The sequence below is a fragment of the Streptomyces luteolifulvus genome (genome assembly GCF_008806595.1).
GTDB classification, from domain to species: domain Bacteria; phylum Actinomycetota; class Actinomycetes; order Streptomycetales; family Streptomycetaceae; genus Streptomyces; species Streptomyces luteolifulvus.
In genome coordinates this window covers 476967-502245 of the sequence record NZ_VZRB01000002.1, presented here as the reverse complement: position 1 = coordinate 502245, position 25279 = coordinate 476967, and the positions used below count along the sequence as shown (strand labels likewise).

Genomic DNA, 25279 nt, shown 5'->3' with positions numbered 1-25279 from the left:
TGGCCTCCCGGCCGACCAGCAGGGGCACGGTCTGACCTCAGAAGTCACGTGCTTCAGGCGATGAAAGTGCTCACCTGCTGGCGGCTACGGCACCGAGTCTCTACGCCCCGGCAAGTCCCATTAGGCGAGCGCGAAGTAGCGCAGCCACACATACGGCACCGAGAGCGCAACGGTGACGACGGTGACCACCAGGCCGTACCTGGTGAACTGCCAGAAGGTGATGGGCTGCCGGTTGCGCTCGGCGATGCCGAGGACGACGACGTTGGCGCTCGCGCCGATCGCGGTGGCGTTGCCGCCGAGGTCCGCGCCGATGGCCAGGGCCCACCACATCACATGATCGCTCGCGCCTCCCATGTTCTGCACCAGGTCGGCGGTGATCGGGGCCATCGTGGCCACGTAGGGGATGTTGTCCACGATGCCGGACAGTACGGCCGAGGCGCTCACCAGCAGCATGGAGCCGCCGAGTTCGTTGTCGCCGATGGCGTCCGCGAGGGAGCGGGAGACCTCACCGATCACGCCGGTCTCGATCAGCCCGCCGATCATGATGAACAGCCCCGCGAAGAACGCGAGGGTGGGCCACTCGACCTCGCCCAGTACCTCGCCGGTCTCGACGGCCGAGATCGCTGTGAGCAGGCCGGCGCCGAGCAGGGCGACGACGCTCGGCTCGTAGTGCAGGACAGGGTGGAGCACGAATCCGAGGACGACCAGAGCGAGGACGACCAGCCCCTGGACGAGCAGCCGGTGATCGCGGATGGCCTCCTTCTCCTCCAGTGCCATGACCTCCTCGGCGCGTGTCTCGTCGTAGACGAAGGATTTGCGGAAGAGGAACCGGCACAGCACGACGAGGACCACGACCAGGATCGCGGAGAGCGGGGCGAGGTGGACCAGGAAGTCGTTGAAGGTCAGGCCGGCGCGGCTGGCGATGATGATGTTGGGTGGGTCGCCGACCAGGGTGGCGGTGCCGCCGATGTTGGAGGCGAACACCTCGGCGATGAGGAACGGGGCTGTGGGCAGCATGAGCCGTTCGCACACCAGCAGGGTCACCGGGGCGATCAGCAGGACCGTGGTGACGTTGTCCAGCAGTGCCGACGCCACTGCCGTGATCACGACGAGCATGACCATGACGCGGAAGGGTTTGGCCCGCGCCCGCTTGACCGCCCAGATGGCCAAGTACTCGAACATGCCGGTCTTCTTCAGTACACCGACGATCATCATCATGCCCATGAGCAGGAAGATGACGTTCCAGTCGACACCGGAGTGCTCGGAGAAGAAGGCCGACTTGTCGTCGGTGGCGCCGATGGCCAGCATCAGCGCGGCGCCGCCCAGGGCGGCGCCCACGCGGTGGATCTTCTCACTGATGATCAGGCCGTACGTGGCCACGAAGACGGCGATCGCCGCCCAGCTCTGCCAGCCGTTCACGATCCTCCGACGAGTCGTTCCATCAGACGGGCGGCCGTCACGGCCCCAGCGAGCCGGGGCTGGTCACCGTCCCGTTCGACGACGGCGACCAGCGGAGTGTGCGTGCGGGCCATGAGCGCGGCGATGTGCATGACGCTCGCGTCCGGACCGACCGTCGGCGGCCGGAACCTGCGGCGCGGCAGCCACTCGGCGACCGTGAGCCCGGCCAGCTTGCCGGGTACCTCGTCGAGTTCCCGGTCGTCGATCACAGCCGCGAAGAGGGGGTCCTCCAGCACGAACTCGGGCAGGAGCTGCGCGATGAGCTGGGAGCCGGGGACGATGGCGTACGGCTGTCCGTCGCGGTCGACCACCAGCAGCGCGGGCAGCTTGTGCTCGGCCAGCAGCCGCGCCGCGTCGGTGGCGTCGTCGTCGGTGGACACGGACGGGTAGGGCTCGGCGAGTTCACGCGCCGACATGGCCGGCCTCCTTTGTGGTGCGAGGTGTGGGGGTGGCGCCGTCCACGCCGGCGAGGTCGTCGACGTGGAACACGCGGGCGATCGGCACATCGGTCGAGCTGTGCGCGATGATCGAGAAGGCGATGCACACGGCGATCAGTGTGAAGGCTTCTTCGCCCTGCGGGATGCCGGCCTGCAGCACCAGCAGCCCGTAGACCACAGAGGCGAAGCCCTTCGGCCCGAACCAGGCCGCGACCAGCTTCTCCTGCCGGGTGAACCGCGTGCCGAGCAGGGACAGCAGCAGCGAGGCCGGCCGGATCAGCACGATGGCCAGGACCACCGCGACGTAGCCGCCGAAGGACAGGTCCCCGAAAAGTTGCGGCGTCAGCAGCGCGCCGAAGACCAGCAGCGCCGCGAACTTCGCCAGCTCCGCCAGCGCCTCGCCGAGCGGCTCGAACGCCTCCTTCGCCTCCAGCGAGCGGGCGGTGAGCATCGCGCCCGCGGAGAACGCGGCGAGATAGGGGTTGGCGTGCGTGAGGTGGCAGACCGCGTACAGGATCACGCCGACCGCCAGCGGCAGCAGCGGCTGCAGCTTGGGCTCGGCGCCCAGCAGCCGGAACCGCACGAGCTCGATCACCACGAACGGCAGGACAACGCCGAAGAGCAGCCCGAGAACCAGCTCCAGCGCGATCTTCCCCAGCGACGCCTCCGCGTGCCCGGACGTCGGTCCGGCCGCGGCGATCAGGATCAGCACGACCGGCAGGGCGAGCCCGTCGTTGATGCCGCTCTCCACGTTCAGCAACTGCCGTAGCTTCGCCGGGACTTCCTTGCGCCCGACGATTGCGGAGGCGAACACCGGGTCGGTGGGCGCGAGCACCGCGCCGACCAGGAAGGACATCGTCCAGTCCAGGCCCACCAGGAAGTGCGTGATCAGCGCCATCCCGACGAACGCCAGCGGCATGCCGAGGCCCAGGGCGCGGGCCGGGTTGCGCCAGTTGGCGCGCAGCTTGGGGAAGGAGACGTGCATGCCGTCGGTGAACAGCACCGCGAACAACGCCAAGTCCGCCGTCACGGACACGATCTCGCTGTCGGGCGTGATGTGGATCAGTCCCAGGAAGCCGTCGCTGACCAGTGCCCCGCCGACCAGGAAGAGGAAGGACGTCGACAGCACGGTCCGGGCGGCCAGCCCGGAGAGCAGCACCGCGATCAGCAGCGCCACACCGAACACCACGACGAGCACCATGACCCGAGCCCCCGATCAGCGAAGAGAGTTGTCCTCAAACGCCGACCAGGCTTCCCGGCACACCGCTGGGAACCCTACACGTTCTTTACGCGGCATTGACAGGTCATTGGCACGCACTCCGACGTGCCGGGCGTTGCCGGGTTCCGGCAGTGCGCCGGGAAAAGTACTGGCTTACCGGGCACCGCCGTTCTGGTGTGACAGGGCACGGTGGCCGCCGGGAGTCCCCGCAGCCACGGGCGGCCAGCCATTCGTGCGGCGGGCACATCCGTCGGACGCCTCGGCCGGCAGCCCAGGCGTCGATGACGTGGCTGACCGCGTTGAGATAGTCCGGCGGAGTGACTATCTTCATGGAGTGAGTGAGCGCGTGATGCAAGAGCCCACCTTGATGGTGTTGACAGCCCTCGCGGACGCACCCCGGCACGGATATGCCATCGCGCAGGAGGTCAAGGCGATGACCGGCGGCCGTGTCGTGCTGCGTACGGGCGCCCTGTACGGGGCCCTGGATCGCCTGCTGGCCGATGGCCTGATCGATGTCGAGCGCGAAGAGGTCGTCGATGGCCGGGCCCGGCGGATCTTCACCTTGTCCCCGTCGGGGCGGGAGCGGCTGGCGGTGGAGGCCGAGCGCCTGGCCGCGACGGCGAGGGAGGCCACTCGCCGCCTGTCCGTCACGCGACCGTCGGCGGACGCCACATGATCGAGCGCGTGTTGCGGCTGTATCCCGCTGCTTACCGACGGGCGCATGGCGGGGAGATTGCCGCGACCTTTCGCGAAATGACCGAGGGTGAGCCGCTGAGCTCGCGGGTGCAAGAAGGTGCAGGTCTGGCGGCGCACGCGATGCGGATGCGGATGGGACTGGGGTCGGCCGCTCCCGTCGCGCAGGTTCTTGCGCTGGCGTATCCCTTCGCCCTGGCTGCCTCGGCCGCCGCGTGCGGCCTGCACCTTCTGCGTTGGTACGCCGGTCTGGTCGCCTCACCCACCCCGTTGGGGATGCAGCTTGGCGTCGACCTGTCGGGGGCGTGGGGTGTGCTGCTCGTCTCGTCGCTGATCGTGTTCGCAGGAGCGGCGTCGGCGCTGGCCGGCCGGTGGCGCGTGGGGGTGCCCTGCACAGTGGCCGGGCTGCTCTGCTTCGCGGTGGCCGCGGTGGTCAGCGGGCCGGCGTTCGGTGACCCGGTCGTCACCCCGGCCGCGGCGGCCCTGGCGGCGGCCGTGGTGCTCGCCTGCCCGCCGGACCGGCGTTTGGAGAGCACTGCGCCGGGGTGGGCGGGCATGGCCGGTGCCGTGATCGCGCTCGTGGTCGTGCCACGGGCGGCCATCGACGCGCACGCGGTGCCGGGGGTCAGCACCGACTACGGGTGCTGGCCGCTGCTCGTCCTCGCCGCGACCGGTGTCGTGCTGACCTGGCGCAGTGGATCACGAGGCGGGCGCGAGCTGGGGGCGATGGTCCTGGCATCCCCGCCTGTGCTCGCCCAGGCCTACACCACAGCGTGGGGCGAGGCTGCTGCTGTCGCGTGTCTGGCAGCCGTTTTGCCGGCCACCGCGGCGCTCGCCCTTCTGGCCGGCCGCCTGGGGCGAACCCGACGCACCTTCCTCTGAACGGCCTGCCGCGGCCGAGCATCCAAACGGGGCGCAGTGGCGTCCGTCGCCCACCGATAGTCCGTTTGGCGTAGCATTCCGTTCGACGGACTATCGGGTCTGCGCGAGAGGATGCTCATGCCGTTTACCCTGTCCCACCCCGCGGCCGTACTGCCGTTGATGCGGCGGCCCTTCAGCCGGGCCGCGCTGGTCGCCGGAGCCGTCGCACCGGACATGCCCTACTTCGTTGTCGCTACGGGCCTGCCCGTCAGCGCGCAGTCCTGGTACGAACCCTTCGTCAACGCCACGACCTCGCACACCGCTCCCGGCGCTGTCACCGTCACCCTGCCGTACGCCCTCACGCTGTGGGGCCTGTTCCGAGCCGGCCATCGCCCGCTGGCGTCCCTGCTGCCCATACGCGTCCCCCCGCCACCGCCCCGGACGGCCCGCACACTGATACGCCGAGCCGGGTGGATCGTCCTGTCCGCCCTGATCGGCATCGCCACGCACCTGCTCTGGGATGCCTTCACCCACCACGACGGCTTCGTGGTCACCCGTGCGCCCTGGCTCACCTCCACGCTGGTGGGCAGCCTCACCTGGGCGCGGGCCCTGCAGCATGCGAGCACGATCGGCGGCCTGGCCGCCACCGCGGTGTACCTGTGGCGCAGGCGAGCGCGCCTCCTTGCTGATCAAGTCCGTACCGGCCTCAGTGGCGCAAAGCGGCGCCTTGTCCTCCTCGCAGTGGCTCTGTTCACGGTCGGCGGAGCCGTCGCCCACGCCTGGTGGTGGCTCGCCGGCCCAGAGGCGGCGACAACCGGACTGCCGCTGAGCGTCGTGGTCGAAGGGGTGCTGTCCGACGCGGCGAAAGGCGCGGGCTCCGGCCTGATCGGGCCCCTGGTCCTCTACGCAACTGTGTGGTGGATCTGGCGCGCCGTCACGGCAGCCCGCTCCCGCGGGAGCGGAGCCGACTCCGTGTACGACGACGCCCCTCGGGCGAACACGACCATCTGACTCGCCACGAGCGAGACCCGGTGCCGCGATGTCCAGGGCCTCGTTGTCATCCAGAGCTCAGACGGCTTCTCAGGGATTCCACGTGGCCCTCGGTCCCGGGTCGGGTCGGGTCGGGTCGGCCCACGGCGGCTCCGCCGCGGTGCTCTCGTCCCAACCGTTTCCCGGAAGATCTGTCACGCGTGGCCGACAGCGTCCTGGTCGTCGACGCTCTCAAAGCCCTCCGCCGACAGCGGCGTGCCGTCCCGGGCCCCGGGCCGTTCGCTGCCCCCCGTCACTTCGGCGGACCTGTCGTTCGGACTCCGAACCTGCAGAGCACGAGGCTCAAGCAGGTTCCCATGCCGCCCAACTGGGTCCGTACGTCATCGGGTTCAGGGGACGACGGGCAGGGCCAACCGGACCTCCGAGGATGGACAGTAGGCGACGTGCGGGCGGCCCGTGGGTAGGGCCAGGCAGTCGCGGTTGTGTAAGCCTGCGTGAAGCTGACCTAACGCTGCGGCTTGGGCGGTAGCGGGCAGAACCGGCTGCCACCTTCGACTGCCACCGTCAGCCCGGGCGCGATCTCCGTGAAGCCCGCGTCGCGCACCAACGGCAGTCCGCCGGTGGTGAGTTCGGGCCAGCGGTCGGCGTCGGCGGTGCGGACGGCGAGGGGGAAGCCCGCGTCGCGCCACCCGGCCCGTTCCTCGTCCGACAGTTCCCACCAGGCCAGTTGGGCACCGTGACCGGCCTGCGCCATCGCCTTGCCGGCGGACATGTCGAGCTCCGGGTTCATCCAGAGCACCGGCGCCGCCCCGTCCGCATCCACCGGCGGCTCCAGGTCGTCGAGGTCGGTGCCGGACACCTGGAGCCGGGCCAGCTCCTTGGGCCAGCCGTCGAGAGGCACGGGCGGAAAGACCCGTACCTCCGCCGACTTTCCCGTCACCGTGATTCCCGGCAGTGTCCCGGCCCGCCGCCACTCGGCCCCGCGGGCCCGCCGCACCACCTTGCGAATCCGCGCGTCCTGCCAGTCCCGCATCGCTTGAGCCCACGCACCGTCACCGAGGGACCGCTCGTCACCGAGGATGGTCAGCACGGCCCGGGCCGCGGTCTCCAGAGCATCGGTACGCGCCGGCGGGGCACCCTTCTCGATGCGCACGACGAGAGGCAGCACAAACTGCGGCGCGTGGTCGCGTGCACTCGGCTCGGACCGAAAGGGGCTGTCGCCCGGGGGCGTTGCATCGTGGCTCACAACGACCAACCCTAAAGGGCGCGGGGCTGCAGCAATGTGCAGCAATGTGCGGCTTCGTCGCGGGAGCGCGGCCAGCCGCAGGCGACCCGCACCTCCGCATCACAACGCACTCCCTCCGATCAACTCGGACACCTTCACGAACCGGAACCCCCTCTCCCGCAGCTCGGGCACGATCATCCGCACAGCCCGTTCACTCACCGGCGCCGCGCTCCGCGTGCAATGCATGACGACGACCGACCCCGCCCGCACCCCGTCCAGCACCTGCCGTGCCACGGCCCCCGCGTCCGTCGCGAACGCGTCCCCGCTCACCACGTCCCACTGCACGGCAGTGACACCGGTGGAGGCCAGCGCCTTGAGGGCCCGCCGGTCGTAGCACCCACCGGGAAAGCGGAAGTACGGCATCACCCCCCGCACCCCCGCCTCGCGGAACGCGGCATACGCCCGCTCCACCTCCGCCCGCATCCGCTCCTGCGGCACGGTCGGCAGCCCGTAGCAGTCGCCGGTGAAGGCGTAGTGGCTGTAGGAGTGGTTGGCGACCTCGAAGAGCGGGTCCCGCCCGATGGACCGTGCCTGGACCGGGTACTGCTCGGCCCATCGCCCGGTCATGAACACCGTGGCAGGCACGCGCATCGCCCGCAGGGTGGCGATGAGCCGGGGATTGTCGAAGTGCTCTCCCGCCGCCGCACGCGGCCCCTGGTCGGCGGTCATGTCGGCGTCGAAGGTGAGCGCGACGGTCTTGTCGGGTGTGCGGGTGCCGTTCTTGAAGACGGGCGTCAGACCGGCGGGGCCAGGGGCGAGGGTCGGAGGCCGGGAGACGACCGGGGACGGCGCCGAGGGGGCCGGCCGGGCGGGGTGGGGAGTCCGGGCGGTGCCGCAGGCGGCGAGTGCGGCGAGCCCGGCGAGAGTGGCGCTCATGGCGCAGACAGCGGTGACACAGCGTACGCGAGAGATCACCGAGTGAATGTATGACGATGTGTCTCATATGCGGGCGGGCATGGCTGGAGCGGACCGGAGGATCACCCGCTCAGATGTCCCGCCGCTCCAGCGGCCGCGTCGCCGGTCCCTGGACGACCTTGCCGTCCGTGTCGAAGCGGGAGCCGTGGCACGGGCACTCCCAGGCACGTTCCGCGGAGTTGAACGCGACCAGACAGCCGAGGTGGGTGCAGCGCGGGGAGACGGCGTGCAGGGCGCCGTCGTCGTCCCGGTACACCGCGAGGCGGTGGCCGTCGACGCGGACCACCGCGCCCTCGCCGGGCGGCAGGGCGTCCACCGGGGGCGCGGGCCGCAGCCGGTCGCCGACGAAGTGCAGGGCGACCTCGGCCTGGTTCTTGAGGAACGAGGGGGCCTCGCGCACCGCCGTGCGCAGCCGGCGCGGGTCGTACAGTTCGCTCCACGCGCACGTCCCGCCGGTGATCAGTGCCGTGAGGAGCCGGCCCGCCATGATGCCGCCGCTCAGCCCCCAGCCGCCGAAGCCGGTGGCGACGAAGACATGCCGCGCCCCGGCGTGCAGTGGGCCGACAAGCGGCACGGTGTCGGTCGGGTCGTTGTCCTGGGTGGCCCACGCGTGGGTGAGATCGACGCCCGGGAAGTGCTCGCCGGCCCAGGCGGAGAGATGGTCGAAGCGGGCCCGGGTGTCGCCCGTGCCCGGGGTGAAGTGCTCCCCGGTGACGATGAGCAACCGCTGCCCGCCCGCCTCGCCGCCTTCGCCGTCCTTGCCGTACGGCGCCGTACGGACCGAGCGCGTGCCCTCGTCCGGCGTGATGTACATGCCGTCCGGGTCCCGGGCGGCATCGAGAGGTCCGGCGACGACCAGCTCGCGGCGGGGGGAGAGGCGGGTGAACAGAAGCGCACGGTCGAAGATGGGGTAGTGCGTGGCGACGACCACGTCCCGCGCGGTCACCGTCGCCCCCGTCCCGGTCGACAGCCGGCACGGCTTGCTCTCGTCCAGGCCATGGACGGTGGTGTGCTCGTACACGCGCCCGCCGTGGGCGACCAGGTCGTCGGTGAGGGCCAGCAGGTACTTGCGCGGGTGGAACTGCGCCTGCCCGGTGACCCGGACGGCGCCCGCAACGGGGAACGGCAGCCCGGTGTCCGTCGTGAACGAGGCCGGCAGCCCGGCCGCGCGGGCGGCGTCCGCCTCGGCCTTGATCTCGGCCACCCGGCCCGCGTCGCAGACGTAGGTGTACGCGCTCCTGCGCTCCCACTCGCAGTCGATGCCCAGCTCGTCCACGAGGGCGGCGGCGTGCTCGACCGCCTCGCTCTGGGAGCGGGCGTACAGCTGCGCGCCGTCCGGGCCGCGGGTGCGCCGCAGCTTGTCGTAGACCAGCGTGTGCAGTGCGGTGAGCTTCGCCGTGGTGTGGCCGGTGACGCCGGCCGCGACCCGGCCGGCCTCCAGCACCGCGACGCCCTTCCCGGCCCGCGCCAGCTCCCGCGCCGTGCTGAGCCCGGCGATCCCGGCACCGATCACGGCCACGTCGACGGTGAGGTCCTCGTCCAGTGCGGGGCGGGGCTCGCCGGGTGCCGTATCGAGCCAGTACGAGCCGCTGACGTGCGCGTTCTCGGTCATACGGGCCGAGTACCCGGCCGTGCCCACTTCAGTGATCGGAGACGGCTACCCGCGCCAGGGCCCCGTCACCGCGAACGTCGTCCCGGGGGTGTAGCAGTTGACATACATCGTCCGGCCGTCGGGGGAGAAGGTGACGCCCGCGAACTCGCCCCACTCGGGTTCCTCCGGTGTCCCGCCCGCCTCGGTGGCGGTCGATGTGATGGCCTGCCGGTTGCGGGCCAGCGCGTACACCTCGCCGCGCCGGGTGACGCCGAAGACGTGCTGGGCGCCGCTGCCGTCCTCGCAGACCATCAGGCCGCCGCTGGGCGCCAGGCAGATGTTGTCCGGGGACTCGCCGGGCAGCTGGAGATCCGTGTCCGGGCCGAAGACGACCACCAGGGTCAGCCGGCGCGCGGCGGGGTCGTACCGCCAGACCTGCCCGTAGTGGTCCGCCGCCGAGCCGTCCGCGCTGTGGGCGAACGACGACACGAAGTACACGCTCCGCCCGCCCCAGTAGCAGCCCTCCAGCTTCTGCGCGTGGGTGATGCCCCTCCGGCCGAAGTCCTGGAGCCGGACCGGCGTTCCGCTCGCCAGCGGATCCGGTACGTCCACCCACTCGATGCCGTCGAAACGGGCACCCGTCTCCTGGACCGAGGACAGGTCGGGCACCCCGGGCACCCGCATGGCCTGGAGCCGGCCGCCCGCGCGCAGGGAACCGGTGCCGCCCAGCGGCCTGTCCGGCAGGAAGCGGTAGAAGAGGCCGAAGGGCTTGAGGAACGCGTCCTCCGTCTCGTAGACGATGCCGCGCCTCGGGTCGACGGCGACCGCCTCGTGCTGGAAGCGGCCCATCGCGGTCAGCGGTACGGCGCCGGTGCGACGCGGGTTGGCCGGATCCACCTCGAAGACGAACCCGTGGTCCTTGGTATGACCGTTCGTGCCCGCCTTGTCCTCGGTCTCCTCGCAGGACAGCCAGGTGCCCCAAGGCGTGGGCCCGCCCGCGCAGTTGACGGCCGTACCGGCGAGCGCGACCCGCTCCGACAGCACAGTGTTGCGGCCGTCCAGGGTCAGCACCGTACAACCGCCCTTGCCCGCCGGGTCGTAGGTGAGGCCCTCGACCGCAGGCACGGGGATCGCGGCGTCGACGCGGTTCTCGTGGTTGCGGACGAGGTGGACGCGGCCGCGGGGGCCGCCGGAACGCGCCGCGAAGGCGGCCATGCCGTCGTGGTGGGAGGGGACCCGGCCCTCGCCGGAGCGCAGCCGGTCGCCCTCGCGGGAGAGGACCTGGTAGCGGAAACCTTCCGGCAGATCGAGCAGCCCGTTCGGGTCGGGGACGAGCGGGCCGTATCCCCTGCGGCCGAGGGTCTGCGCGGCGGCGGTGCCGGCGAAGAGTTCGGACAGGCTCCCGGCGAAGGCGATCGACACGCCCAGGGCGCCGGTGCGGGCGAGCATCTGACGCCGGGTCGAGCGGCCGTTTACGGGCATGGCGGACATGGGGCAGCCTTCCTGCTGGCGGACAGGAACCGTGACCCCGCCGTGTCTATCACCCGCTGTACGCCTCGGGAACCACATGCGTAGCAGGTGTCACCGCTCGGGCGGATGTTCCTGTGCCCTCTCCAGGAACCGCAGCAGCTCCACGGGGAACGGCAGTACGAGCGTCGAGTTCTTCTCGGCGGCGACCGCCACGACCGTCTGGAGCAGCCTCAGCTGAAGCGCCGCGGGCTGTTCGGACATCTGCTTCGCGGCCTCGGCGAGCTTCTTGGACGCCTGGAGCTCGGCGTCCGCGTTGATGACCCGGGCCCGCCGCTCGCGGTCCGCCTCCGCCTGCCGGGCCATGGAGCGCTTCATGCTCTCCGGCAGCGACACGTCCTTGATCTCGACCCGGTCGACCTGTACGCCCCAGCCGACGGCCGGGCTGTCGATCATCAGTTCCAGGCCCTCGTTGAGCTTCTCGCGGTTGGAGAGAAGATCGTCCAGCTCGCTCTTGCCGATGATCGAACGCAGCGAGGTCTGCGCCATCTGCGAGACCGCGAACTTGTAGTCCTCGACCTTGATGAGCGCGTTCGCCGCGTCGACCACCCGGAAGTAGACGACGGCGTCCACCCGCACGGTGACGTTGTCCCGGGTGATGCCCTCCTGGGCCGGCACCGGCAGCGTGACGATCTGCAGGTTCACCTTGTGCAGCCGGTCCACCATCGGAATGATCATCGTGAACCCGGGCGTACGGGCCTCACCCGCGAGCCGCCCGAGCCGGAACACCACCCCGCGCTCGTACTGCTTCACGACCCGCGCCGCCGCGGCGACGTAGACCAGTCCGACGGAAACGGCCGCCACGGCCGCGGTCAACAGCTCCGGGAGCATGACGACCCCCTCTTCGAGAGGCCACGTATGTCTGCTCCTGTAACGATATGCCCGGTAGCCGGTCCCGGGCCATGACGAACCCGTGACCGGCCACCGCGGCTTTACGGCGCCGTCACCCGCACCGGTTCCGTGCCGGCGGAGCTGTGCCGCTCCGCCCAGCTCTCCAGTGCCGTACGGCAGGCGTGGTCGAGGTGGTGCAGCCCGGACAGGTCCAGCTCGACGGGCCGGTCCTGGGGCAGCGCCTCCAGGCTGTCGAGGATCTTCGGCAGCCGCAGGAACGTGGCATTGCCCGACAGATACGCCTGGACGGGACCGGCGCCCTTGTCGATGACCTCCAGCCTGATGTGCGAGGCCTCCCAGGCGGTCTTCGCCACGGCCAGCGCGAGGCCGATGAGCACGCCCTCGAACATGCTGACCGCCACGATCGACACGGCCGTCACCACAAGGATCAGCGCCTCACCGCGGTGCTCCCGCCACAGCGACACGATCCCCCGCAGCGGGATGAGCTTGGCGCCGGAGTGGACCAGGATGCCGGCCAGGGCCGGGAGCGGGATGTGGCCCAGCACGCCCGGCAGCAGGGCCGCGAACAGCAGCAGCCAGACGCCGTGCAGCACCCGGGACGCCTTCGTTCGCGCGCCCGCCTGGACGTTCGCCGCGCTGCGCACGATCACCGCGGTCATCGGCAGCGCGCCGAGCACACCGCACACGGCGTTGCCCGTGCCCTGCGCCACCAGCTCCTTGTCGTACGCGGTGCGCGGGCCGTCGTGCAGCCGGTCCACCGCGGCCGCGCTGAACAGCGACTCGGCGGACGCGATCAGCGTGAACGCGACGATCGTGGCGAGCAGGCCGAGGTCCGCGAGCCCGCCGAACGCGCTCGGGGACGGCGGCTGGACCGACCCCAGCAGCCCCTGCACCTCGACGGTGGCGACCGGCAGGGAGAACACCAGGGCGACGAGCGTGGCGAGGCCGACGGCGGCGAGCGGTCCGGGCACCGCGCGCAGCCGCTTCGGCATGCGCTTCCACAGCACCAGGACGGCGATGGTGCCGACGCCCAGCGCCAGTGAGGCGAGCGATGCGGTGGCCCCGGCGGACTCCGCGAGCGTGGCCGGCAGCCCGGCCAGCTTGGCCGGTCCGGAGGCGGGAGCCTCGGCGTCGGCCATCGCGTAGAGCTGTCCGGCGATGAGCACCAGCCCGATACCGGCCAGCATGCCCTCGACGACCGAGACCGAGATGGCCCGGAACCAGCGCCCCAGCCCGAGCACGCCCATGAGGATCTGCAGCACGCCCGTGGTGAGCACGATCACCCCGAGCACGGGCAGCCCGTACTCCCGTACGGCCTCGAAGACGAGCACGGTGAGCCCGGCCGCGGGCCCCGACACCTGGAGGCTGCTGCCGCGCATCAGCCCGGTGACGATGCCGCCCACGATGCCGGTGACCAGGCCGAGTTCGGCCGGCACCCCGGAGGCGACGGCCACGCCGAGGCACAACGGCAGCGCGACCAGGAAGACGACGAGGGAAGCGGCGAAGTCCTGCCTCAGATGAGGGAACCCGGTCAGGGCGGTGCGGTTGTCCACGGCGGCCCTCACAGTGCGCGGAAGGTGTCGGTGGACACGTCATGGGTCAGCACGGACCCGGTGTGCACCTCGTAGTACCAGGCGTGCAGGGTCAGCCGGCCCTCCGTCAGCTTCTCGCCGATGAACGGGTAGGAGCGCAGTCGGAGCACCTGCGCCAGGACATGCCCCTGCACACCCTCGGCGACGGCCGGGTCCTCGGCCGCCCCCGCGGGGCGCGGCGCGGCCTGCGCGAGCCAGTCCCGTACGGCGGGTACGGCGGTCAGGTCGTCGCCGCGCACCAGGGCACCGACGGCGCCGCAGTGCGAGTGTCCGCACACGACGATGTCGCGGACGCCCAGCACCTCCACGGCGTACTCGATGGTGGCCGCCTCGCCGGTGGGGTGCTCGGAGGCGTACGGCGGGACGATGTTGCCCGCGGTGCGCAGCTCGAAGAGCTCGCCGGGGCGGGCGCCCGTGATCAGGGCCGGTACGACCCGGGAGTCGGAGCAGGTGATGAACAGGACCTGCGGGGACTGGCCTTCGGCCAGCCTGGCGAACTCCTCAGGGCGCTGTCCGAAGGTGCGGGCGTTGTCGATGAGGGGCTGCATGGCGTGGTGACTCCTCCTGGCGCACCTGACGGCGCGTCGGGCTGACAAGGCAGAGTGGGGGACCGCCCCGCTGTCAGCAGCGGAAGACCTGAAGTGCGGCCGCCGAGTGGGCCGTCGGGAGTCTCGAGGTACGAGGGTCCCGGTGTGCCGGCGGTTCGGTGGGGGCCGCCGGGTCCAGGACGAGCGGTGGTCGCTCGGGGTCCTCAGGAGCCGAGTCGACGGCGCGGTGCCGGTCGCGGGAGCGCAGGGGGCCGGTCGGGTCCCCGGAGTGGCCGCAGTGCCGGAAGGTGACGGCTTCGTCGGGCAGCGCTGTGCCGGAGGGTTTGATTCCGGGCGGCGTCTTGGCCTCGACCTGACGGACCGTGTGCGCGGATGCGAAGGACGCGGTGGGTGCGAAGAATGTGAGCGCGAGCAGGGCGGCGGCGAGGAGCGCCAGTGCGGTCCGAGCCGTCTTACCTCGGAACATGCGCCCCCCTCCCGGCAGTTGGCATCTCTTGCGCGGACCAACGGTTGGTCAACGACTGGTCAAGAAACACGTTAACCCTGCAAAGTTGTTTGCAGGGTTAACTAGGCGTTTCGACTCGAAGAGAGCCTGAAAAGTGCGGGTGGCCTGGCGTGAACTAGTCGCTCGGGACGAGGTCCTTGGCGTCCCGGGCCAGCGCGGTGAGCCGGGAGATGGCCCGGAAGTACTTCTTGCGGTAGCCGCCCTTCAGCATCTCCTCGCTGAACAGCCGGTCGAACGGCTGCCCCGAGGCGAGGACCGGCACCTCACGGTCGTAGAGCCGGTCGGCGAGCACGACGAGCCTCAGCGCCGTCGACTGGTCCGGCACCGCCTGGACGTCGGTGAGACAGACGGCCCGCACGCCGTCGGTCAGGGCGCCGTACCGGCTGGGGTGGACCCTGGCGAGGTGCTCCAGCAGATGCGGGAAGTCGTCGAGCGAGGCGCCCGCGGTGGCGTACGCCGCCTTCGCCACCTGCTCGTCGGAGTACGGCGCCGGCGCCTCGGGCAGACCGCGGTGGCGGTAGTCCTCGCCGTCGATGCGCAGCGCCCGGAAGTGCGCGGACAGGCCCTGGATCTCGCGCAGGAAGTCGGTGGCCGCGAACCGGCCCTCGCCGAGCTTGCCCGGCAGTGTGTTGGAGGTGGCGGCGAGCGCGACGCCGGCCTCGACGAGCTTGCCGAGCAGCGTGGACACGAGGACGGTGTCGCCGGGGTCGTCCAGCTCGAACTCGTCGATGCACAGGAGGCGGTGGCCGGAGAGGGTCTTCACCGTCTGCTGGAAGCCGAGGGCGCCGACCAGATGGGTGAGCTCGACGAAGGTGCCGAACGCCTTGAGCGCGGGCTCGGCCGGGGTGGCGTGCCACAGGGAGGCCAGCAGATGCGTCTTGCCGACGCCGTAGCCGCCGTCGAGGTAGACACCGCGAGGGCCGGCCGGGGCCTTTTGGGCCTTGCTCCTGCCGAACCCGAGGAACCCGCGCCGGACGGTGCCGGCGCCGCTCGCGTGCGCCCCGCCGAGCCCCGCGGCGAAGCCTTCGAGGACACGGACGGCCTCGGTCTGGCTCGGCTGGTTCGGGTCCGGCAGGTACGTGCTGAAGCGCACCGAGTCGAACCGCGGCGGCGGCACCATCTCGCCGACCAGCCGGTCCGCGGGAACATGCGGCTCACGCGCACACAGGGACAACGGGGCCGCGTCTGCTATCGGGCTGGTTCCGGGGGCGGTGGTGGAGGAGGACACGGTTGTCAACTGTAGACGGCGTGCCAGACTGCTCGGCATGCGACGCCTGTTCCCTGTGACGGACGAAACAGCAGCCCTGGACTCCGGCGGGGCCTCCGGGGCCGGTGGTGCGGGCGGTGACGGCGGGCGGGAGTGGAGTCTCGACGAGCTCGCCGCCGCCTACGCCTTTCCCGAGCCCGTGCCCGGCGGGACGGGTGCCTGGCTGCGGGCCAACATGGTGTCCACGCTCGATGGAGCCGCCCAGCACGAGGGCCGCTCCCAGCCCATCTCCAGCGCTGCCGACATGCGGATCTTCGGCACCCTGCGGGCGCTGGCGGACGTCGTGGTCGTGGGCGCGGAAACGGTACGGCAGGAGGGGTACCGCCCGGCACGCGCACGTGCGGAGTTCGCGGCGCTCCGGCAGGCCGCAGGGCAGGGGCCCGCGCCGGCGATCGCCGTGGTCAGCGCAAGCCTCGACCTGGACTACTCGCTCCCGCTGTTCACCTCGCCGCTCGTGCCCACCCTGCTCCTCACCGGCGCCGCGGCGCCCCCGGACCGCGTCGCCGCCGCCGAGAAGGCCGGCGCCCGGGTGGTGATCGCCGGCGACGGCGTCGGCGTGGACCCCGACCGCGCCGTCCGCGCCCTCGCCTGGCTCGGTCACACCCGGCTGCTGACCGAGGGCGGCCCCCGGCTGCTCGGGCAGCTGGTCGCCGCCGGGGTGCTCGACGAGCTGTGCCTGACCCTCGCCCCGATGCTCACCGCGGGCGACGCGCAGCGCATCGCCGGCGGGCCGTCGGTCGCGGTCCCCCAGCGGTTCGTCCTGGGGTCCCTGCTGGAGGAGGACGGCTTCCTGTTCAGCAGGTACCGCAGGCCGTGACCGGCCCGATCCACCCATTTGGCTTCCGAAGAGCACACTGAATCTCGCAGCCCCCGTGCGATCGCGGGGAAGGATGGTATCCGCGGGGCCCGGCACGGCCCACGGAGGAGTGAGGGCCCCGGGCCCTCGAAGGAGAAGGGGCGCCTGGTGTTCACAAGCGTTTTGATGATCGAGAAGGCCCTGACGTCCGCCGACGTGGAGTTCGTCACGAGCCTGCACGGCGACGAGCCGGTCACCTTCCATGTGCTGCTCCAGCCGCGGGGGGACCAGGCCGACCGGCTGCTGCGCGCCATCGACGACGTCGCGCTCGGCGAGATCGACGAGGCCGCCCGGGAGCGGGAGACCCCGGAGGGCGAGGCCGCGAAGGGCCCCGCACAGCAGGCCCTCGACGTGTCGCTGATCGCGCTGCGCGCGTCCGGCAACGAGGCGGAGGGCCGGCTGATCGAGGACCATCCGCTGGACGCGCTGAAGATCCTGGTGGACGAGGTGGAGGCGGACGAGGTGATCGTCCTGACGGACCCGCACTACGTGGAGGAGTTCTTCCACCGGGACTGGGCCTCCCGTGCCCGGCACAAGGTGGGCGTACCGGTACTGAAGCTGTTCTCGCACGCCAAGGCGTAGCGGACCACGCCGTCACCGGGCGTGGACGGCACGGCATAGGCTTGGCCGCTGAACGTCCGCAGTGGCACGCACGCCGAGCCACGAGCGCCGTATCACCGCATGCCGTATCACGCACAGGGAGACAACGCATGGCACCCGGCCTTCCCACCGCCATGGACCGACCGCACTTCATCGGCATCGGCGGCGCCGGGATGTCGGGCATCGCGAAGATCCTCGCGCAGCGCGGGGCGAAGGTCGCGGGCAGCGACGCCAAGGACTCCGAGACCGCCGAGGCGCTGCGCGCGCTGGGCGTGACGGTGCACCTCGGGCACGCGGCGGACCACCTCGCCGACGACGCGAGCTGCGTCGTCGTGTCCTCGGCGATCCGGGGGGACAACCCCGAGCTGGCCCGGGCCGCCGAACTGGGCATCCCGGTCGTGCACCGCTCCGACGCCCTCGCGGCCCTGATGGAGGGGCTGCGCCCGATCGCGGTCGCCGGCACCCACGGCAAGACCACGACCACGTCGATGCTGGCCGTGTCGCTGAGCGCGCTGGGCCTCGAGCCGTCGTACGCGATCGGCGGCGATCTGGACGCCCCCGGCTCCAACGCGCTGCACGGCGACGGCGAGATCTTCGTAGCCGAGGCGGACGAATCGGACCGCAGCTTCCACAAGTACGCCCCCGAGGTTGCGATCGTCCTCAACGTCGAGCTCGACCACCACGCCAACTACGCGTCGATGGACGAGATCTACGAGTCCTTCGAGACGTTCGCGGGCCGTATCACCGAGGGCGGCACGCTGGTGATCTCCGCGGACCACGAGGGGGCGCGGGAGCTGACGCGCCGCCTCGCGGCGAGCGACGTGAAGGTGGTGACGTACGGCGAGTCGAAGGACGCGGACGTGCGGGTCCTCTCGGTCGTGGCGCAGGGACTGAAGAGCGAGGTCACCGTCCTGCTGGACGGCAGTGAGCTGACCTTCGCCGTCTCCGTCCCGGGCCGGCACTACGCGCACAACGCGGTCGCCGCGCTGACGGCGGGCGTGGCGCTGGGTGTGCCGGCCGCCGAGCTGGCGCCCGCCCTCGCCGCCTACACCGGCGTCAAGCGCCGCCTCCAGCTGAAGGGCGAGGCGGCCGGCGTCCAGGTGATCGACTCCTACGCCCACCACCCCACCGAGATGACGGCCGATCTGGAGGCGATGCGGGCGGCGGCGGGCGAGGCGCGGATCCTGGTCGTCTTCCAGCCGCATCTGTTCTCCCGGACGCAGGAGCTCGGCACGGAGATGGGCCAGGCCCTGGCCCTCGCCGACGCCTCCGTGGTGCTGGACATCTACCCGGCCCGCGAGGACCCGATCCCCGGCGTCACCAGCGAGCTGATCATCGAGGCGGCGCGGGCCGCGGGCGCGGACGTGACGGCGGTCCACGACAAGGCCGGGGTGCCGGCGGTCGTGGCGGGAATGGCCGGGGCGGGTGATCTCGTTCTCACCATGGGCGCGGGCGACGTCACGGACCTCGGCCCGCGCATCCTCGACCAGCTGTCGAAGTAAGGGGCTGAGGCTCATGTCGTACGACGTCGAGAAGCCGGACGAGCAGTGGCGTGCGGAGCTGACGCCGGGCGAGTACGCCGTGCTGCGCCAGGCCGCGACCGAGCCCGCCTTCACCGGTGAGTACACCGACACCAAGGCGAAGGGCGTGTACTCCTGCCGCGCCTGCGGCGCCGAACTGTTCACCTCCACCACGAAGTTCGAGTCCCACTGCGGCTGGCCGTCCTTCTACGACCCGAAGGACTCCGACGCGGTGGAACTCATCGAGGACCGCTCCCACGGAATGGTCCGCACGGAGGTGCGCTGCGCACGCTGCGGCTCACACCTCGGCCACGTCTTCGAGGGCGAGGGCTATGCGACACCGACGGACCAGCGGTACTGCATCAACTCGATCTCCCTGCGGCTGACGCCCGAAGAAGGCTGACCGGATCGTCATCGCTCCGTCCTGGAAGCTGATGCGGCTCTCCGTCACGGCCTGGCGGTTGCAGGGCCCGGCTCAGCCGGCGGGGCTCGCGCAGATTTCCTCCGGTGGGCGGAACGTGTGGCCCTCCGGTGGGTTCTCGTTCGTCTGGGTGCGGACCGTCTCCAGTTGTCCGAGCAGTGCGTCGAGACGGCGGGACGCGGGATCGCGGAAGAATTCCAGGACCGCGCGGTGGAAGGCGTCCCGCAGTTCGGGCGGCATCACGTCCGAGGCGTCGAAGCACAGGGTGCGGGCGCTGCGGGTGAGCAGGGTGTCGATGTGCCGCTCGGTGGGGTGTGTGGGTGCCGGGTCGGTCCGGTTCGGGAACAGGGGGCGCACCGCCGGGGCCGCCTCCTCGCGCCAGCGCTTGCGCCCCGCCGGGCTCGACAGCCGTTGCACCAGTTCCTGGGCCGCCGGGTTGTCGCTGAAGACGGCGGCCATGTCGCCCGCGACCTCGTAGGTGTCGCGGTACTCGGCCGGCCCGTCCAGGAACCGTGCCGACGGCTCCAATGCGATGTCGGTGCCCGTGTACACGTACCGGATGAAGGCGCTCTGATGTTCGTGCGTGCAACGGAAGCCGGGGGAGTGGAGCAGGCCCCGCGGGCCGTTCGGGCCGGATGTGCCCTCGTAGGACGTGGTGAGGGAGCGCTCGACCGAGGCCGCGGAGCGTACGCCGAGCAACTGTGCCCAGGTCGTCCAGGCGCCGCGGACCGCCGGGGCGCGCCAGGTGAGGCGGCTCGTGGCCCACTGGGTGTAGACCGCCGGGCCCGCCTGGTGGAGGAGGATGTCCTCGATCCAGTCGGTGCCGGGCCAGCCCGAGGTGGCCTGCGAGGCGAGCCCCACGCACCAGATGGGAGCCTTGTCCGACGCGTCCTTCCTGCTCCACACGAGGCTCTTCAGGTCGACCTTCAGCGGCACCCAGTACGTGCGGCGCCTGCCGTCCACCAGCAGTGTCGGCGCCCAGGGCGGGTACGCGCGCTCGGCGGTCGCCTCGGCGAGCGGCTTCAGCTTGTCGCGGCGGGCGTACTCGGTCAGTTCGCCGATGCTGTTGAGGATCGCCACGTCCGGCGGATCGTCGGCCTCCAGTTGTGAGACGAGGGTCTCGCGCAGCGAGCGGGTGCCTTCGTAGGTGTACGTCCGGCCGGTCCCGTCGTCGAGCCGTTCCAGGGCCGCTTCGAAGGCCTCGCCCTCCGCCCCGGTCCACGGGCCGAGGACGACGAGCGGGGCGGGCGGGTGCGCCGAGCAGCCGGGGACGAGGGCGAGCAGGCACGCCGCCGCGAGCAGGGCGCGCAGGACACGGTTCATGCGACGACTCCCGGTCGGGCCACCACGAGGTACTCACGGCGGTACGCGTGCAGGGCGCCGCCGATGACGCCGGCGCAGGCCAGGCCCACGGGGAACACGAAGGGGGCGGCCCCGTCCAGGAAGCCGAACCGGCCCTCGGACAGGCCGTCGTCGAGCCGGTCGGCCAGTACATCGATCGCCACCGGATCCGGGCCGTCGAAGGGGCGCTCCTCGGCGGCCGTCTCCGTCTTCGGCGAGGTCCGCTCGGCGAGCGCGTCCGCCACGGGCACGGTCTCCCGCTGCGCGTGCTGGGCGAGCAGGGCGTCGGCTGTCAGCAGCGGTACGGCGAGCAGCGGCAGGGCGGCGGCCGCCAGCGGAACGCTGAGCCGGATCCGGAAGCGGCGGCGCAGGAAGGACAGGGTCCGCCACAGTCCTGCGGCGAGCAGCACGGAGGCGACCCCGGAGACGGCGCCGGCGGCGAGCACGCCGTCTCCCCAGCCGGCCCGGTCCGCGAGCCGTTCGCGCAACTGCCGCTCCAGGCCGGACACCCGGTCCACGATCGAGGTGGCACCCGAGCCGGTCGCGGGCGGGCACGGCGGGTAGCGGTCACCGCTGTCCTGCGGGGCGACGGGCGTGGAGCAGAGCATGCTGCGCGCGTACGCGAGTTCGGCGTCCCTCAGGACCGGGTCCGTGGCGTGTCCCTGAGCCCGGCCGATCCAGCCCGTGTAGTCCACGACCAGCGCGGACACGACCCGCAGCTCCTGCTCCTCGGCCACGGTCAGGGCTCCGCTGCGCGTGACCCGGTTCAGGTTCTGCGTCGCCCGCGCCACCCGGGTCCGGTACCGCTCGCTGAGCCCGCTGAGTTCTGCTGCCCGGCCCTCGGCGAGGTTCTCCTCGGCCTCGCCCTGCGCGATGAACAGCGAGGCCCGGACGCCGGCGAGGCCGACCAGCGCGGGCGCCAGCCGGTCCCGCGCATACGCGGAGTCGCCCCGCACGCCGGTGTAGGCCCAGCCGAACGCCCCGAAGGCCACGACGGCGAGCAGCGGCAGCGCGACGAGCCGGTCCCGCAGATACGCGCGGTTGCGGCTGCCCGCAGTGGACGGCCACGCGTAGCGCCGTACCCGGCGGGCGAGTTCGGCGGCGACGGTGAACACGGCCCGGGCACCGCGCAGCAGGCGGGCGGCCGAAGGCTTCGGCGGCATGGCCCGGTTCATTCGCGGGCCGCCTCGGCGCTGCGGCCCGGCGACGGCGTGCGGGCGAGCGTCCGGAGCCAGTTCGTGACTCTCCTGCCGAGCCATGGGCTGTCCCTGTGGTGACGGAAGGCGAGCGGGCGGACCTCGTAGGCGAGATCCAGCAGGGTCTCGGCGACGGCGGCGTCCTCGGGTGCGGCGGAGCGGGCCGCCTGGTGCGCGAGGGAGAGGCGGAGGCGGGACAGGCCGGTGCGCAGACCCGGCTCGCCGGACGGCAGACCGAGCCGTACGTCGGCGCCGGCGGCCAGCGCGGCGAGGCCCGGGGCGTCGAGGGCACCCCGCGCCAGCGCGCCCAGCGCGGCCTCCCACACCTCCGCCGTCATCCGGACCCGGGCCTGCTCGTCCGTCAGCCCGTGCGCATGGAAGAGCCGGGCCAGCCGCTCCAGCACCTCGCCCAGCCGCTCGGTCACCTCCCCCGGGTGCTCGGCGGTGCGTACGTGCTCGACTCCGATGCGCACCGCGGCCGTTCGCGCGGCGGTCCGGTGCCGTGAATGCTGCGGGACCGCGTCCAGCGCCCGCACCGCGTCGTCCAGCGCCCGCTCGCCGCCCAGCGCCAGGTGCGCCCGTACCGCGCCGAACGCCGCGCTGCCCAGCGACGGGTTGCGCAGCCGCACCGCCTCGTAGAACGTCAGCGCCTCCCGCCACCGGCCCAGCCGCTCGGCGCAGTGGCCGAGCGCGAGCTTCGGCGCGTACTCGCCCGGGATCGCCGCGTAGACGCGGTCGAAGTGCCGCCGTGCCGCGTCCACTTGGCCCCGGACGAGGGCGAGCAGCCCGCGGTGCCAGTCGAGCCGCCAGTCGTACGGTGCGTGCTCGGGCCCGATCAGCGCCTCGGCGGACCGCAGTTCGCGCTCGGCCGCCTCGGCGCCGCCGCGGGGAACCCGCAACCGCAGGCGGCAGCGCAGCAGATGGACCTCCGGCGAGTCCCGCCAGTCCGCGGTGTGCTGCAACAGCGCCTCCGGAGCCGCGTCGGCGAGCCTGCTCAGCTCCGCGTGCTGGGCGTCGTACGGATCGGGCCGCGGGACGGGCAGCCGCCGGGCGACCTCGGCGGGTGACGGCGGCGTGTGCACCGCGGGGGTACGCCGCGCCGCCCAGCGTGCGAGGGGTGGCGCGCTTCCGAGCGCCCCGTCGAGCGCGTACGGCGACTGGAGGAAGAGCGGCGACGGCTCGAAGGTCTCCGTCCCGGTCCGTAAGGAGCGCAACTCCCGGAACACGCCCCGCAGTTGCTCCTCCATCTCAGGGGCGGTCGCGAACCGGTCGGCCCGCTCGCTCCGGGTGGCGCGGTGCAGCACCCGGGCGAGCGAGAGCAGACCGAGTCCGCGGGGCGGGGGCGCCGTCATCTGCTTGGCCTGCGGGAACTCGGGAGAGCCGTCCTCGCCCAGTCTGTCCAGCATGTCCAGGGAGCCCAGCTCCGCCAGTTCCCCGGGCGACTGCCCGAGCCCGCTCAGCCTCCGCAGCGTCTCGCCCAGGCTGAACAGGTCGTCCTGGCCGGTGGATTCGCCGCTCGGGCCGGCGGTCGGGGCGCGGAAACCCTCCGTGGTGAGGCCGGGCAGCCCGGCCGCGCGGACGCTCCCCACGTCGATGATCTTCGTCGTGGTGCCGTCGTGCATGACGTTGTCCGGCTTGAGGTCGCCGTAGACCCTGCCGGGCCGGCCGGAGTGCAGATACCCGAGCGCGGCGAGGAGACGTACTCCGTAGGCGAGCACGAACTCGTGGAAGCGGCCCCCGCCGAACTCGGCCGGGTTCACCCGGGCCCGGGCCCGCACCTCCTCCAGCGTGAGCCCGTCCACGTACTGGAGCACGAGGAAGTCGCCGACCTCGGGGTGGTGCCCGTAGTTGAAGACCCGGATGATGTCGTCGTGGCTGAGGTCGACCAGGGCCCGCCGCTCCCGGGCCAGGGCGCCCGGCCCGGCCGCCGCCTGTTCCGGGTGCAGGATCTTGATGGCGACCTCGCGCTCGTCGACCTTGGTGTCCAGCGCGAGGTGGACCTCGCCCATCCCTCCGTAGCCGAGCCGCCGGATCAGCCGGTACTGCCCGGCGAGCAGCTGCCCCGGCGGCAGCGGAAGCGCGTGCGGGGCGTCGGCCCGCGACGCCGCGCGCTCCAGCAGCTTGATCGTGGGCAGCAGTGCCGGGTCGGGGCTCTCCTCGGGGAGTTCCACCTGCGCGGTGCGCAGCAGCACCGGCTGCGCGGCGACTACGAGCGGCCCGAACGACCCGCTGGAGTCCGGCAGTTCACCGGATGCCTCCCTGCCCGCAGCCCCCGCAGCCCCCTCCATGGATCCTCAGGATAGACGGGGGTGCCGGGAATGCCGCCGGTGCGGCATGGGGAGGTGATGTGTCCGCTCTGCGCGGTGGTGCTCGGGCCCGCCCCGCCGTGGCGGTCGGCCACCCCTGGCGACCGTGACCCGGATCACAGGGGTGGAGTGCATCGTGGCATGGGGGCCGGCGTCTTTCCCTAGGTACAGGGGGCTGGTCGGAGCAGGGACGGTGCGGATGGAGCGGGAGCGGGCCGAAGGGTTCGACGGGTTCGTGGCAGCCCGTTGGTCGGCGTTGTTCCACCTCGCACGGCTGCTCGTCGGGGGTGACCGGCACCGGGCCGAGGACCTGCTCCAGGAAGCCCTCGTCAAGCTCTGGTTCGTCTGGCCCAAGATCGCGGAGGAGGCCCCGGAGGCATACGTGCGCAAGGTTCTGGCCCGGGCGGCGGCACGCTCGGCGCGGCGGCGCTGGTGGGGCGAGCGCCCCGTCGAGCAGCTGCCCGACCTGCCCGAGGCGGGTGACGTGTCCGCCGTCGTGGCGGAACGCTCGCGCCTGGAGGCCGCGCTGGCCCAGTTGCCGCCGCGGCAGCGGGCCGCGGTGGTGCTGCGTTACTACCAGGACCTGCCCGAGAAACAGGTCGCGGAGGTGCTGGGGTGCCCGGTGGGCACCGCTCGATCCCATGCGTCACGGGGCGTGGCGCGGTTGCGCCGGCTCCTGGCCGACGTCATCGAGCCGGTGGGGTGAAGGGGAGGCCATGGATCACTTCGAGAGGGAGCTGTCGCGGATGATGCGCGACGCCCGGGAGCACACCCCCTTCGAGCCCGCGCACCAGGCTCGCCTCCGGTCCGGCGTACGGGCCCGGCGGCGGGCGCGTGCGGCGCAGAAGGCCGTCGGCTCCGTGCTGGCCGTGGCCGGACTCGGCATCGGATTCTTCCTGCTGCCCGACAGCAGCGTCGAAACCAGGCCGCAGGCTCCCCTGCCCCGGCCCGCGGCAAGCCCGGCGTCCCCGACTGCGACACCGTCGACGACGGCGGACTCGGCCCCCAGCGCGACCGTCACCGCGCCGCCCACCGGGAGCGAGACCTCCGCTCCGCCGGGCGGGCCCGCCACGACCGGGAGTTCGGACACGCTCTCCCCGGACCCGGGCTCGGACCCCACCAACACACCGCCGCCGACGTCCGACGTGACGAGGAACGCGCCGACTCCTGAGGCCACGCCGACGTCCGAGGAGCCGTCGTCGTTCGTGACCTCGACGGACTCCGGATAGCGCACCCCGCCGTCTCCCCGACCGCCCTCCGCAATCCCTGATCGCTGCACCGCCGCGGGTGCCTTCGGCC

At 72.2% G+C, this 25279-nt stretch carries 24 protein-coding genes; 9 read left to right on the top strand and 15 right to left on the bottom strand.

Going from position 1 to position 25279, the window contains the following annotated elements; translation table 11 throughout:
• Nucleotides 1-120: 120 nt before the first annotated feature.
• Genes F7R91_RS04875 through F7R91_RS04865 form a run of 3 tightly spaced genes read right to left on the bottom strand, consistent with a single transcriptional unit; the run spans nucleotide 121 to nucleotide 3096 of the window.
• The gene (locus F7R91_RS04875) at nucleotides 121-1419 is read right to left on the bottom strand and encodes an ArsB/NhaD family transporter (protein ID WP_150944781.1); all 1299 of its coding nucleotides are present in this window, start codon (nucleotides 1417-1419) and stop codon (nucleotides 121-123) included.
• Nucleotides 1416-1874 (bottom strand): CBS domain-containing protein, encoded by a 459-nt coding sequence (locus tag F7R91_RS04870; RefSeq protein ID WP_150944779.1) that lies wholly within the window; start codon nucleotides 1872-1874, stop codon nucleotides 1416-1418. Before F7R91_RS04870 ends, F7R91_RS04875 begins: the two co-directional genes overlap by 4 nt.
• Entirely contained in the window at nucleotides 1861-3096 is a 1236-nt protein-coding gene (locus tag F7R91_RS04865) for a cation:proton antiporter (RefSeq protein WP_150944777.1), read from the bottom strand. The genes F7R91_RS04870 and F7R91_RS04865 overlap by 14 nt, the downstream gene beginning before the upstream one ends.
• A gap of 367 nt (nucleotides 3097-3463) precedes the next feature.
• Here F7R91_RS04865 and F7R91_RS04860 point away from each other — a divergent pair, with 367 nt between their 5' ends.
• The 3 genes from F7R91_RS04860 (at nucleotide 3464) to F7R91_RS04850 (ending at nucleotide 5679) form a co-directional block, all read left to right on the top strand.
• Nucleotides 3464-3790: a PadR family transcriptional regulator gene (locus F7R91_RS04860; RefSeq protein ID WP_191971352.1), complete on the top strand. Its 327-nt coding sequence runs from the start codon at nucleotides 3464-3466 to the stop codon at nucleotides 3788-3790.
• Entirely contained in the window at nucleotides 3787-4689 is a 903-nt protein-coding gene (locus F7R91_RS04855) for a hypothetical protein (protein ID WP_150944773.1), read from the top strand. The genes F7R91_RS04860 and F7R91_RS04855 overlap by 4 nt, the downstream gene beginning before the upstream one ends.
• A gap of 117 nt (nucleotides 4690-4806) precedes the next feature.
• Nucleotides 4807-5679, top strand: coding sequence for a DUF4184 family protein (locus tag F7R91_RS04850; RefSeq protein WP_191971344.1), 873 nt, complete (start codon nucleotides 4807-4809; stop codon nucleotides 5677-5679).
• A gap of 484 nt (nucleotides 5680-6163) precedes the next feature.
• Here F7R91_RS04850 and F7R91_RS04845 read toward each other — a convergent pair whose 3' ends face one another.
• The 9 genes from F7R91_RS04845 to zapE all read right to left on the bottom strand — a co-directional run bounded on the left by F7R91_RS04845 (nucleotide 6164) and on the right by zapE (nucleotide 15701).
• On the bottom strand, nucleotides 6164-6904 hold the full coding sequence (locus F7R91_RS04845; protein WP_150944770.1) for an aminoacyl-tRNA hydrolase: 741 nt from the start codon (nucleotides 6902-6904) through the stop codon (nucleotides 6164-6166).
• A 99-nt stretch (nucleotides 6905-7003) separates the two neighbouring features.
• Complete coding sequence (locus F7R91_RS04840; RefSeq protein WP_225320526.1) at nucleotides 7004-7858, bottom strand: polysaccharide deacetylase family protein; 855 nt, start codon at nucleotides 7856-7858, stop codon at nucleotides 7004-7006.
• A gap of 70 nt (nucleotides 7859-7928) precedes the next feature.
• Nucleotides 7929-9470: an FAD-dependent oxidoreductase gene (locus F7R91_RS04835; RefSeq protein WP_150944766.1), complete on the bottom strand. Its 1542-nt coding sequence runs from the start codon at nucleotides 9468-9470 to the stop codon at nucleotides 7929-7931.
• Between the two features lie 45 nt (nucleotides 9471-9515).
• The gene (locus F7R91_RS04830) at nucleotides 9516-10940 is read right to left on the bottom strand and encodes a PhoX family protein (RefSeq protein WP_408056005.1); all 1425 of its coding nucleotides are present in this window, start codon (nucleotides 10938-10940) and stop codon (nucleotides 9516-9518) included.
• 90 nt (nucleotides 10941-11030) lie between these two features.
• On the bottom strand, nucleotides 11031-11807 hold the full coding sequence (locus F7R91_RS04825; protein WP_150944764.1) for a slipin family protein: 777 nt from the start codon (nucleotides 11805-11807) through the stop codon (nucleotides 11031-11033).
• 101 nt (nucleotides 11808-11908) lie between these two features.
• Nucleotides 11909-13381, bottom strand: a complete 1473-nt coding sequence (locus F7R91_RS04820) for a SulP family inorganic anion transporter (RefSeq protein WP_225320525.1) — start codon at nucleotides 13379-13381, stop codon at nucleotides 11909-11911.
• Nucleotides 13382-13389: 8 nt separating this feature from the next.
• Nucleotides 13390-13968, bottom strand: coding sequence for a carbonic anhydrase (locus tag F7R91_RS04815; RefSeq protein WP_150944760.1), 579 nt, complete (start codon nucleotides 13966-13968; stop codon nucleotides 13390-13392).
• 73 nt (nucleotides 13969-14041) lie between these two features.
• Nucleotides 14042-14434, bottom strand: a complete 393-nt coding sequence (locus F7R91_RS04810; protein WP_150944758.1) for a hypothetical protein — start codon at nucleotides 14432-14434, stop codon at nucleotides 14042-14044.
• 154 nt (nucleotides 14435-14588) lie between these two features.
• The gene (gene zapE / locus F7R91_RS04805; RefSeq protein WP_150944756.1) at nucleotides 14589-15701 is read right to left on the bottom strand and encodes a cell division protein ZapE; all 1113 of its coding nucleotides are present in this window, start codon (nucleotides 15699-15701) and stop codon (nucleotides 14589-14591) included.
• Between the two features lie 37 nt (nucleotides 15702-15738).
• Between zapE and F7R91_RS04800 the strand changes: the two genes are divergently transcribed.
• The 4 genes from F7R91_RS04800 (at nucleotide 15739) to msrB (ending at nucleotide 19119) form a co-directional block, all read left to right on the top strand.
• Nucleotides 15739-16557 carry a pyrimidine reductase family protein gene (locus tag F7R91_RS04800; RefSeq protein ID WP_150944755.1) on the top strand — a complete coding sequence of 273 codons (819 nt, stop codon included), beginning with the start codon at nucleotides 15739-15741 and terminating at the stop codon, nucleotides 16555-16557.
• A 147-nt stretch (nucleotides 16558-16704) separates the two neighbouring features.
• Nucleotides 16705-17178 carry an indole-3-glycerol phosphate synthase gene (locus F7R91_RS04795; RefSeq protein WP_191971343.1) on the top strand — a complete coding sequence of 158 codons (474 nt, stop codon included), beginning with the start codon at nucleotides 16705-16707 and terminating at the stop codon, nucleotides 17176-17178.
• A gap of 128 nt (nucleotides 17179-17306) precedes the next feature.
• Nucleotides 17307-18698, top strand: a complete 1392-nt coding sequence (gene murC / locus F7R91_RS04790) for a UDP-N-acetylmuramate--L-alanine ligase (protein ID WP_150944751.1) — start codon at nucleotides 17307-17309, stop codon at nucleotides 18696-18698.
• 13 nt (nucleotides 18699-18711) lie between these two features.
• The gene (msrB, locus tag F7R91_RS04785) at nucleotides 18712-19119 is read left to right on the top strand and encodes a peptide-methionine (R)-S-oxide reductase MsrB (RefSeq protein WP_150944749.1); all 408 of its coding nucleotides are present in this window, start codon (nucleotides 18712-18714) and stop codon (nucleotides 19117-19119) included.
• Between the two features lie 72 nt (nucleotides 19120-19191).
• Here the strand turns inward: msrB and F7R91_RS04780 are convergent, their stop codons facing one another.
• The 3 genes from F7R91_RS04780 to F7R91_RS04770 are packed head-to-tail and all read right to left on the bottom strand — an operon-like array spanning nucleotide 19192 to nucleotide 23962.
• A complete protein-coding gene (locus tag F7R91_RS04780; RefSeq protein ID WP_150944747.1) occupies nucleotides 19192-20460 on the bottom strand; it encodes an extracellular solute-binding protein in 1269 nt (422 codons plus the stop codon).
• Nucleotides 20457-21641: a hypothetical protein gene (locus F7R91_RS04775; RefSeq protein ID WP_225320524.1), complete on the bottom strand. Its 1185-nt coding sequence runs from the start codon at nucleotides 21639-21641 to the stop codon at nucleotides 20457-20459. Before F7R91_RS04775 ends, F7R91_RS04780 begins: the two co-directional genes overlap by 4 nt.
• An 8-nt stretch (nucleotides 21642-21649) precedes the next feature.
• Nucleotides 21650-23962 carry a serine/threonine protein kinase gene (locus tag F7R91_RS04770; protein WP_225320523.1) on the bottom strand — a complete coding sequence of 771 codons (2313 nt, stop codon included), beginning with the start codon at nucleotides 23960-23962 and terminating at the stop codon, nucleotides 21650-21652.
• 217 nt (nucleotides 23963-24179) lie between these two features.
• On the opposite strand from F7R91_RS04770, the gene F7R91_RS04765 reads away from it, so the two are divergent.
• Entirely contained in the window at nucleotides 24180-24686 is a 507-nt protein-coding gene (locus F7R91_RS04765) for a SigE family RNA polymerase sigma factor (protein ID WP_150944744.1), read from the top strand.
• Between the two features lie 10 nt (nucleotides 24687-24696).
• Nucleotides 24697-25209, top strand: coding sequence for a cellulase (locus F7R91_RS04760; RefSeq protein WP_150944742.1), 513 nt, complete (start codon nucleotides 24697-24699; stop codon nucleotides 25207-25209).
• Nucleotides 25210-25279 lie beyond the last annotated feature (70 nt).

What these genes read in the sequence shown, in the direction of transcription:
- F7R91_RS04870 (WP_150944779.1), bottom strand. Translation starts at nt 1,874, where the DNA reads ATGTCGGCGCGTGAACTCGCCGAGCCCTACCCGTCCGTGTCCACCGAC.
- F7R91_RS04865 (WP_150944777.1), bottom strand. Translation starts at nt 3,096, where the DNA reads ATGGTGCTCGTCGTGGTGTTCGGTGTGGCGCTGCTGATCGCGGTGCTG.
- F7R91_RS04860 (WP_191971352.1), top strand. Translation starts at nt 3,464, where the DNA reads ATGCAAGAGCCCACCTTGATGGTGTTGACAGCCCTCGCGGACGCACCC.
- F7R91_RS04855 (WP_150944773.1), top strand. Translation starts at nt 3,787, where the DNA reads ATGATCGAGCGCGTGTTGCGGCTGTATCCCGCTGCTTACCGACGGGCG.
- F7R91_RS04850 (WP_191971344.1), top strand. Translation starts at nt 4,807, where the DNA reads ATGCCGTTTACCCTGTCCCACCCCGCGGCCGTACTGCCGTTGATGCGG.
- F7R91_RS04835 (WP_150944766.1), bottom strand. Translation starts at nt 9,470, where the DNA reads ATGACCGAGAACGCGCACGTCAGCGGCTCGTACTGGCTCGATACGGCA.
- F7R91_RS04830 (WP_408056005.1), bottom strand. Translation starts at nt 10,940, where the DNA reads ATGTCCGCCATGCCCGTAAACGGCCGCTCGACCCGGCGTCAGATGCTC.
- F7R91_RS04825 (WP_150944764.1), bottom strand. Translation starts at nt 11,807, where the DNA reads ATGCTCCCGGAGCTGTTGACCGCGGCCGTGGCGGCCGTTTCCGTCGGA.
- F7R91_RS04815 (WP_150944760.1), bottom strand. Translation starts at nt 13,968, where the DNA reads ATGCAGCCCCTCATCGACAACGCCCGCACCTTCGGACAGCGCCCTGAG.
- F7R91_RS04810 (WP_150944758.1), bottom strand. Translation starts at nt 14,434, where the DNA reads ATGTTCCGAGGTAAGACGGCTCGGACCGCACTGGCGCTCCTCGCCGCC.
- F7R91_RS04800 (WP_150944755.1), top strand. Translation starts at nt 15,739, where the DNA reads ATGCGACGCCTGTTCCCTGTGACGGACGAAACAGCAGCCCTGGACTCC.
- murC (WP_150944751.1), top strand. Translation starts at nt 17,307, where the DNA reads ATGGCACCCGGCCTTCCCACCGCCATGGACCGACCGCACTTCATCGGC.
- msrB (WP_150944749.1), top strand. Translation starts at nt 18,712, where the DNA reads ATGTCGTACGACGTCGAGAAGCCGGACGAGCAGTGGCGTGCGGAGCTG.
- F7R91_RS04780 (WP_150944747.1), bottom strand. Translation starts at nt 20,460, where the DNA reads ATGAACCGTGTCCTGCGCGCCCTGCTCGCGGCGGCGTGCCTGCTCGCC.
- F7R91_RS04775 (WP_225320524.1), bottom strand. Translation starts at nt 21,641, where the DNA reads ATGCCGCCGAAGCCTTCGGCCGCCCGCCTGCTGCGCGGTGCCCGGGCC.
- F7R91_RS04770 (WP_225320523.1), bottom strand. Translation starts at nt 23,962, where the DNA reads ATGGAGGGGGCTGCGGGGGCTGCGGGCAGGGAGGCATCCGGTGAACTG.
- F7R91_RS04765 (WP_150944744.1), top strand. Translation starts at nt 24,180, where the DNA reads ATGGAGCGGGAGCGGGCCGAAGGGTTCGACGGGTTCGTGGCAGCCCGT.
- F7R91_RS04760 (WP_150944742.1), top strand. Translation starts at nt 24,697, where the DNA reads ATGGATCACTTCGAGAGGGAGCTGTCGCGGATGATGCGCGACGCCCGG.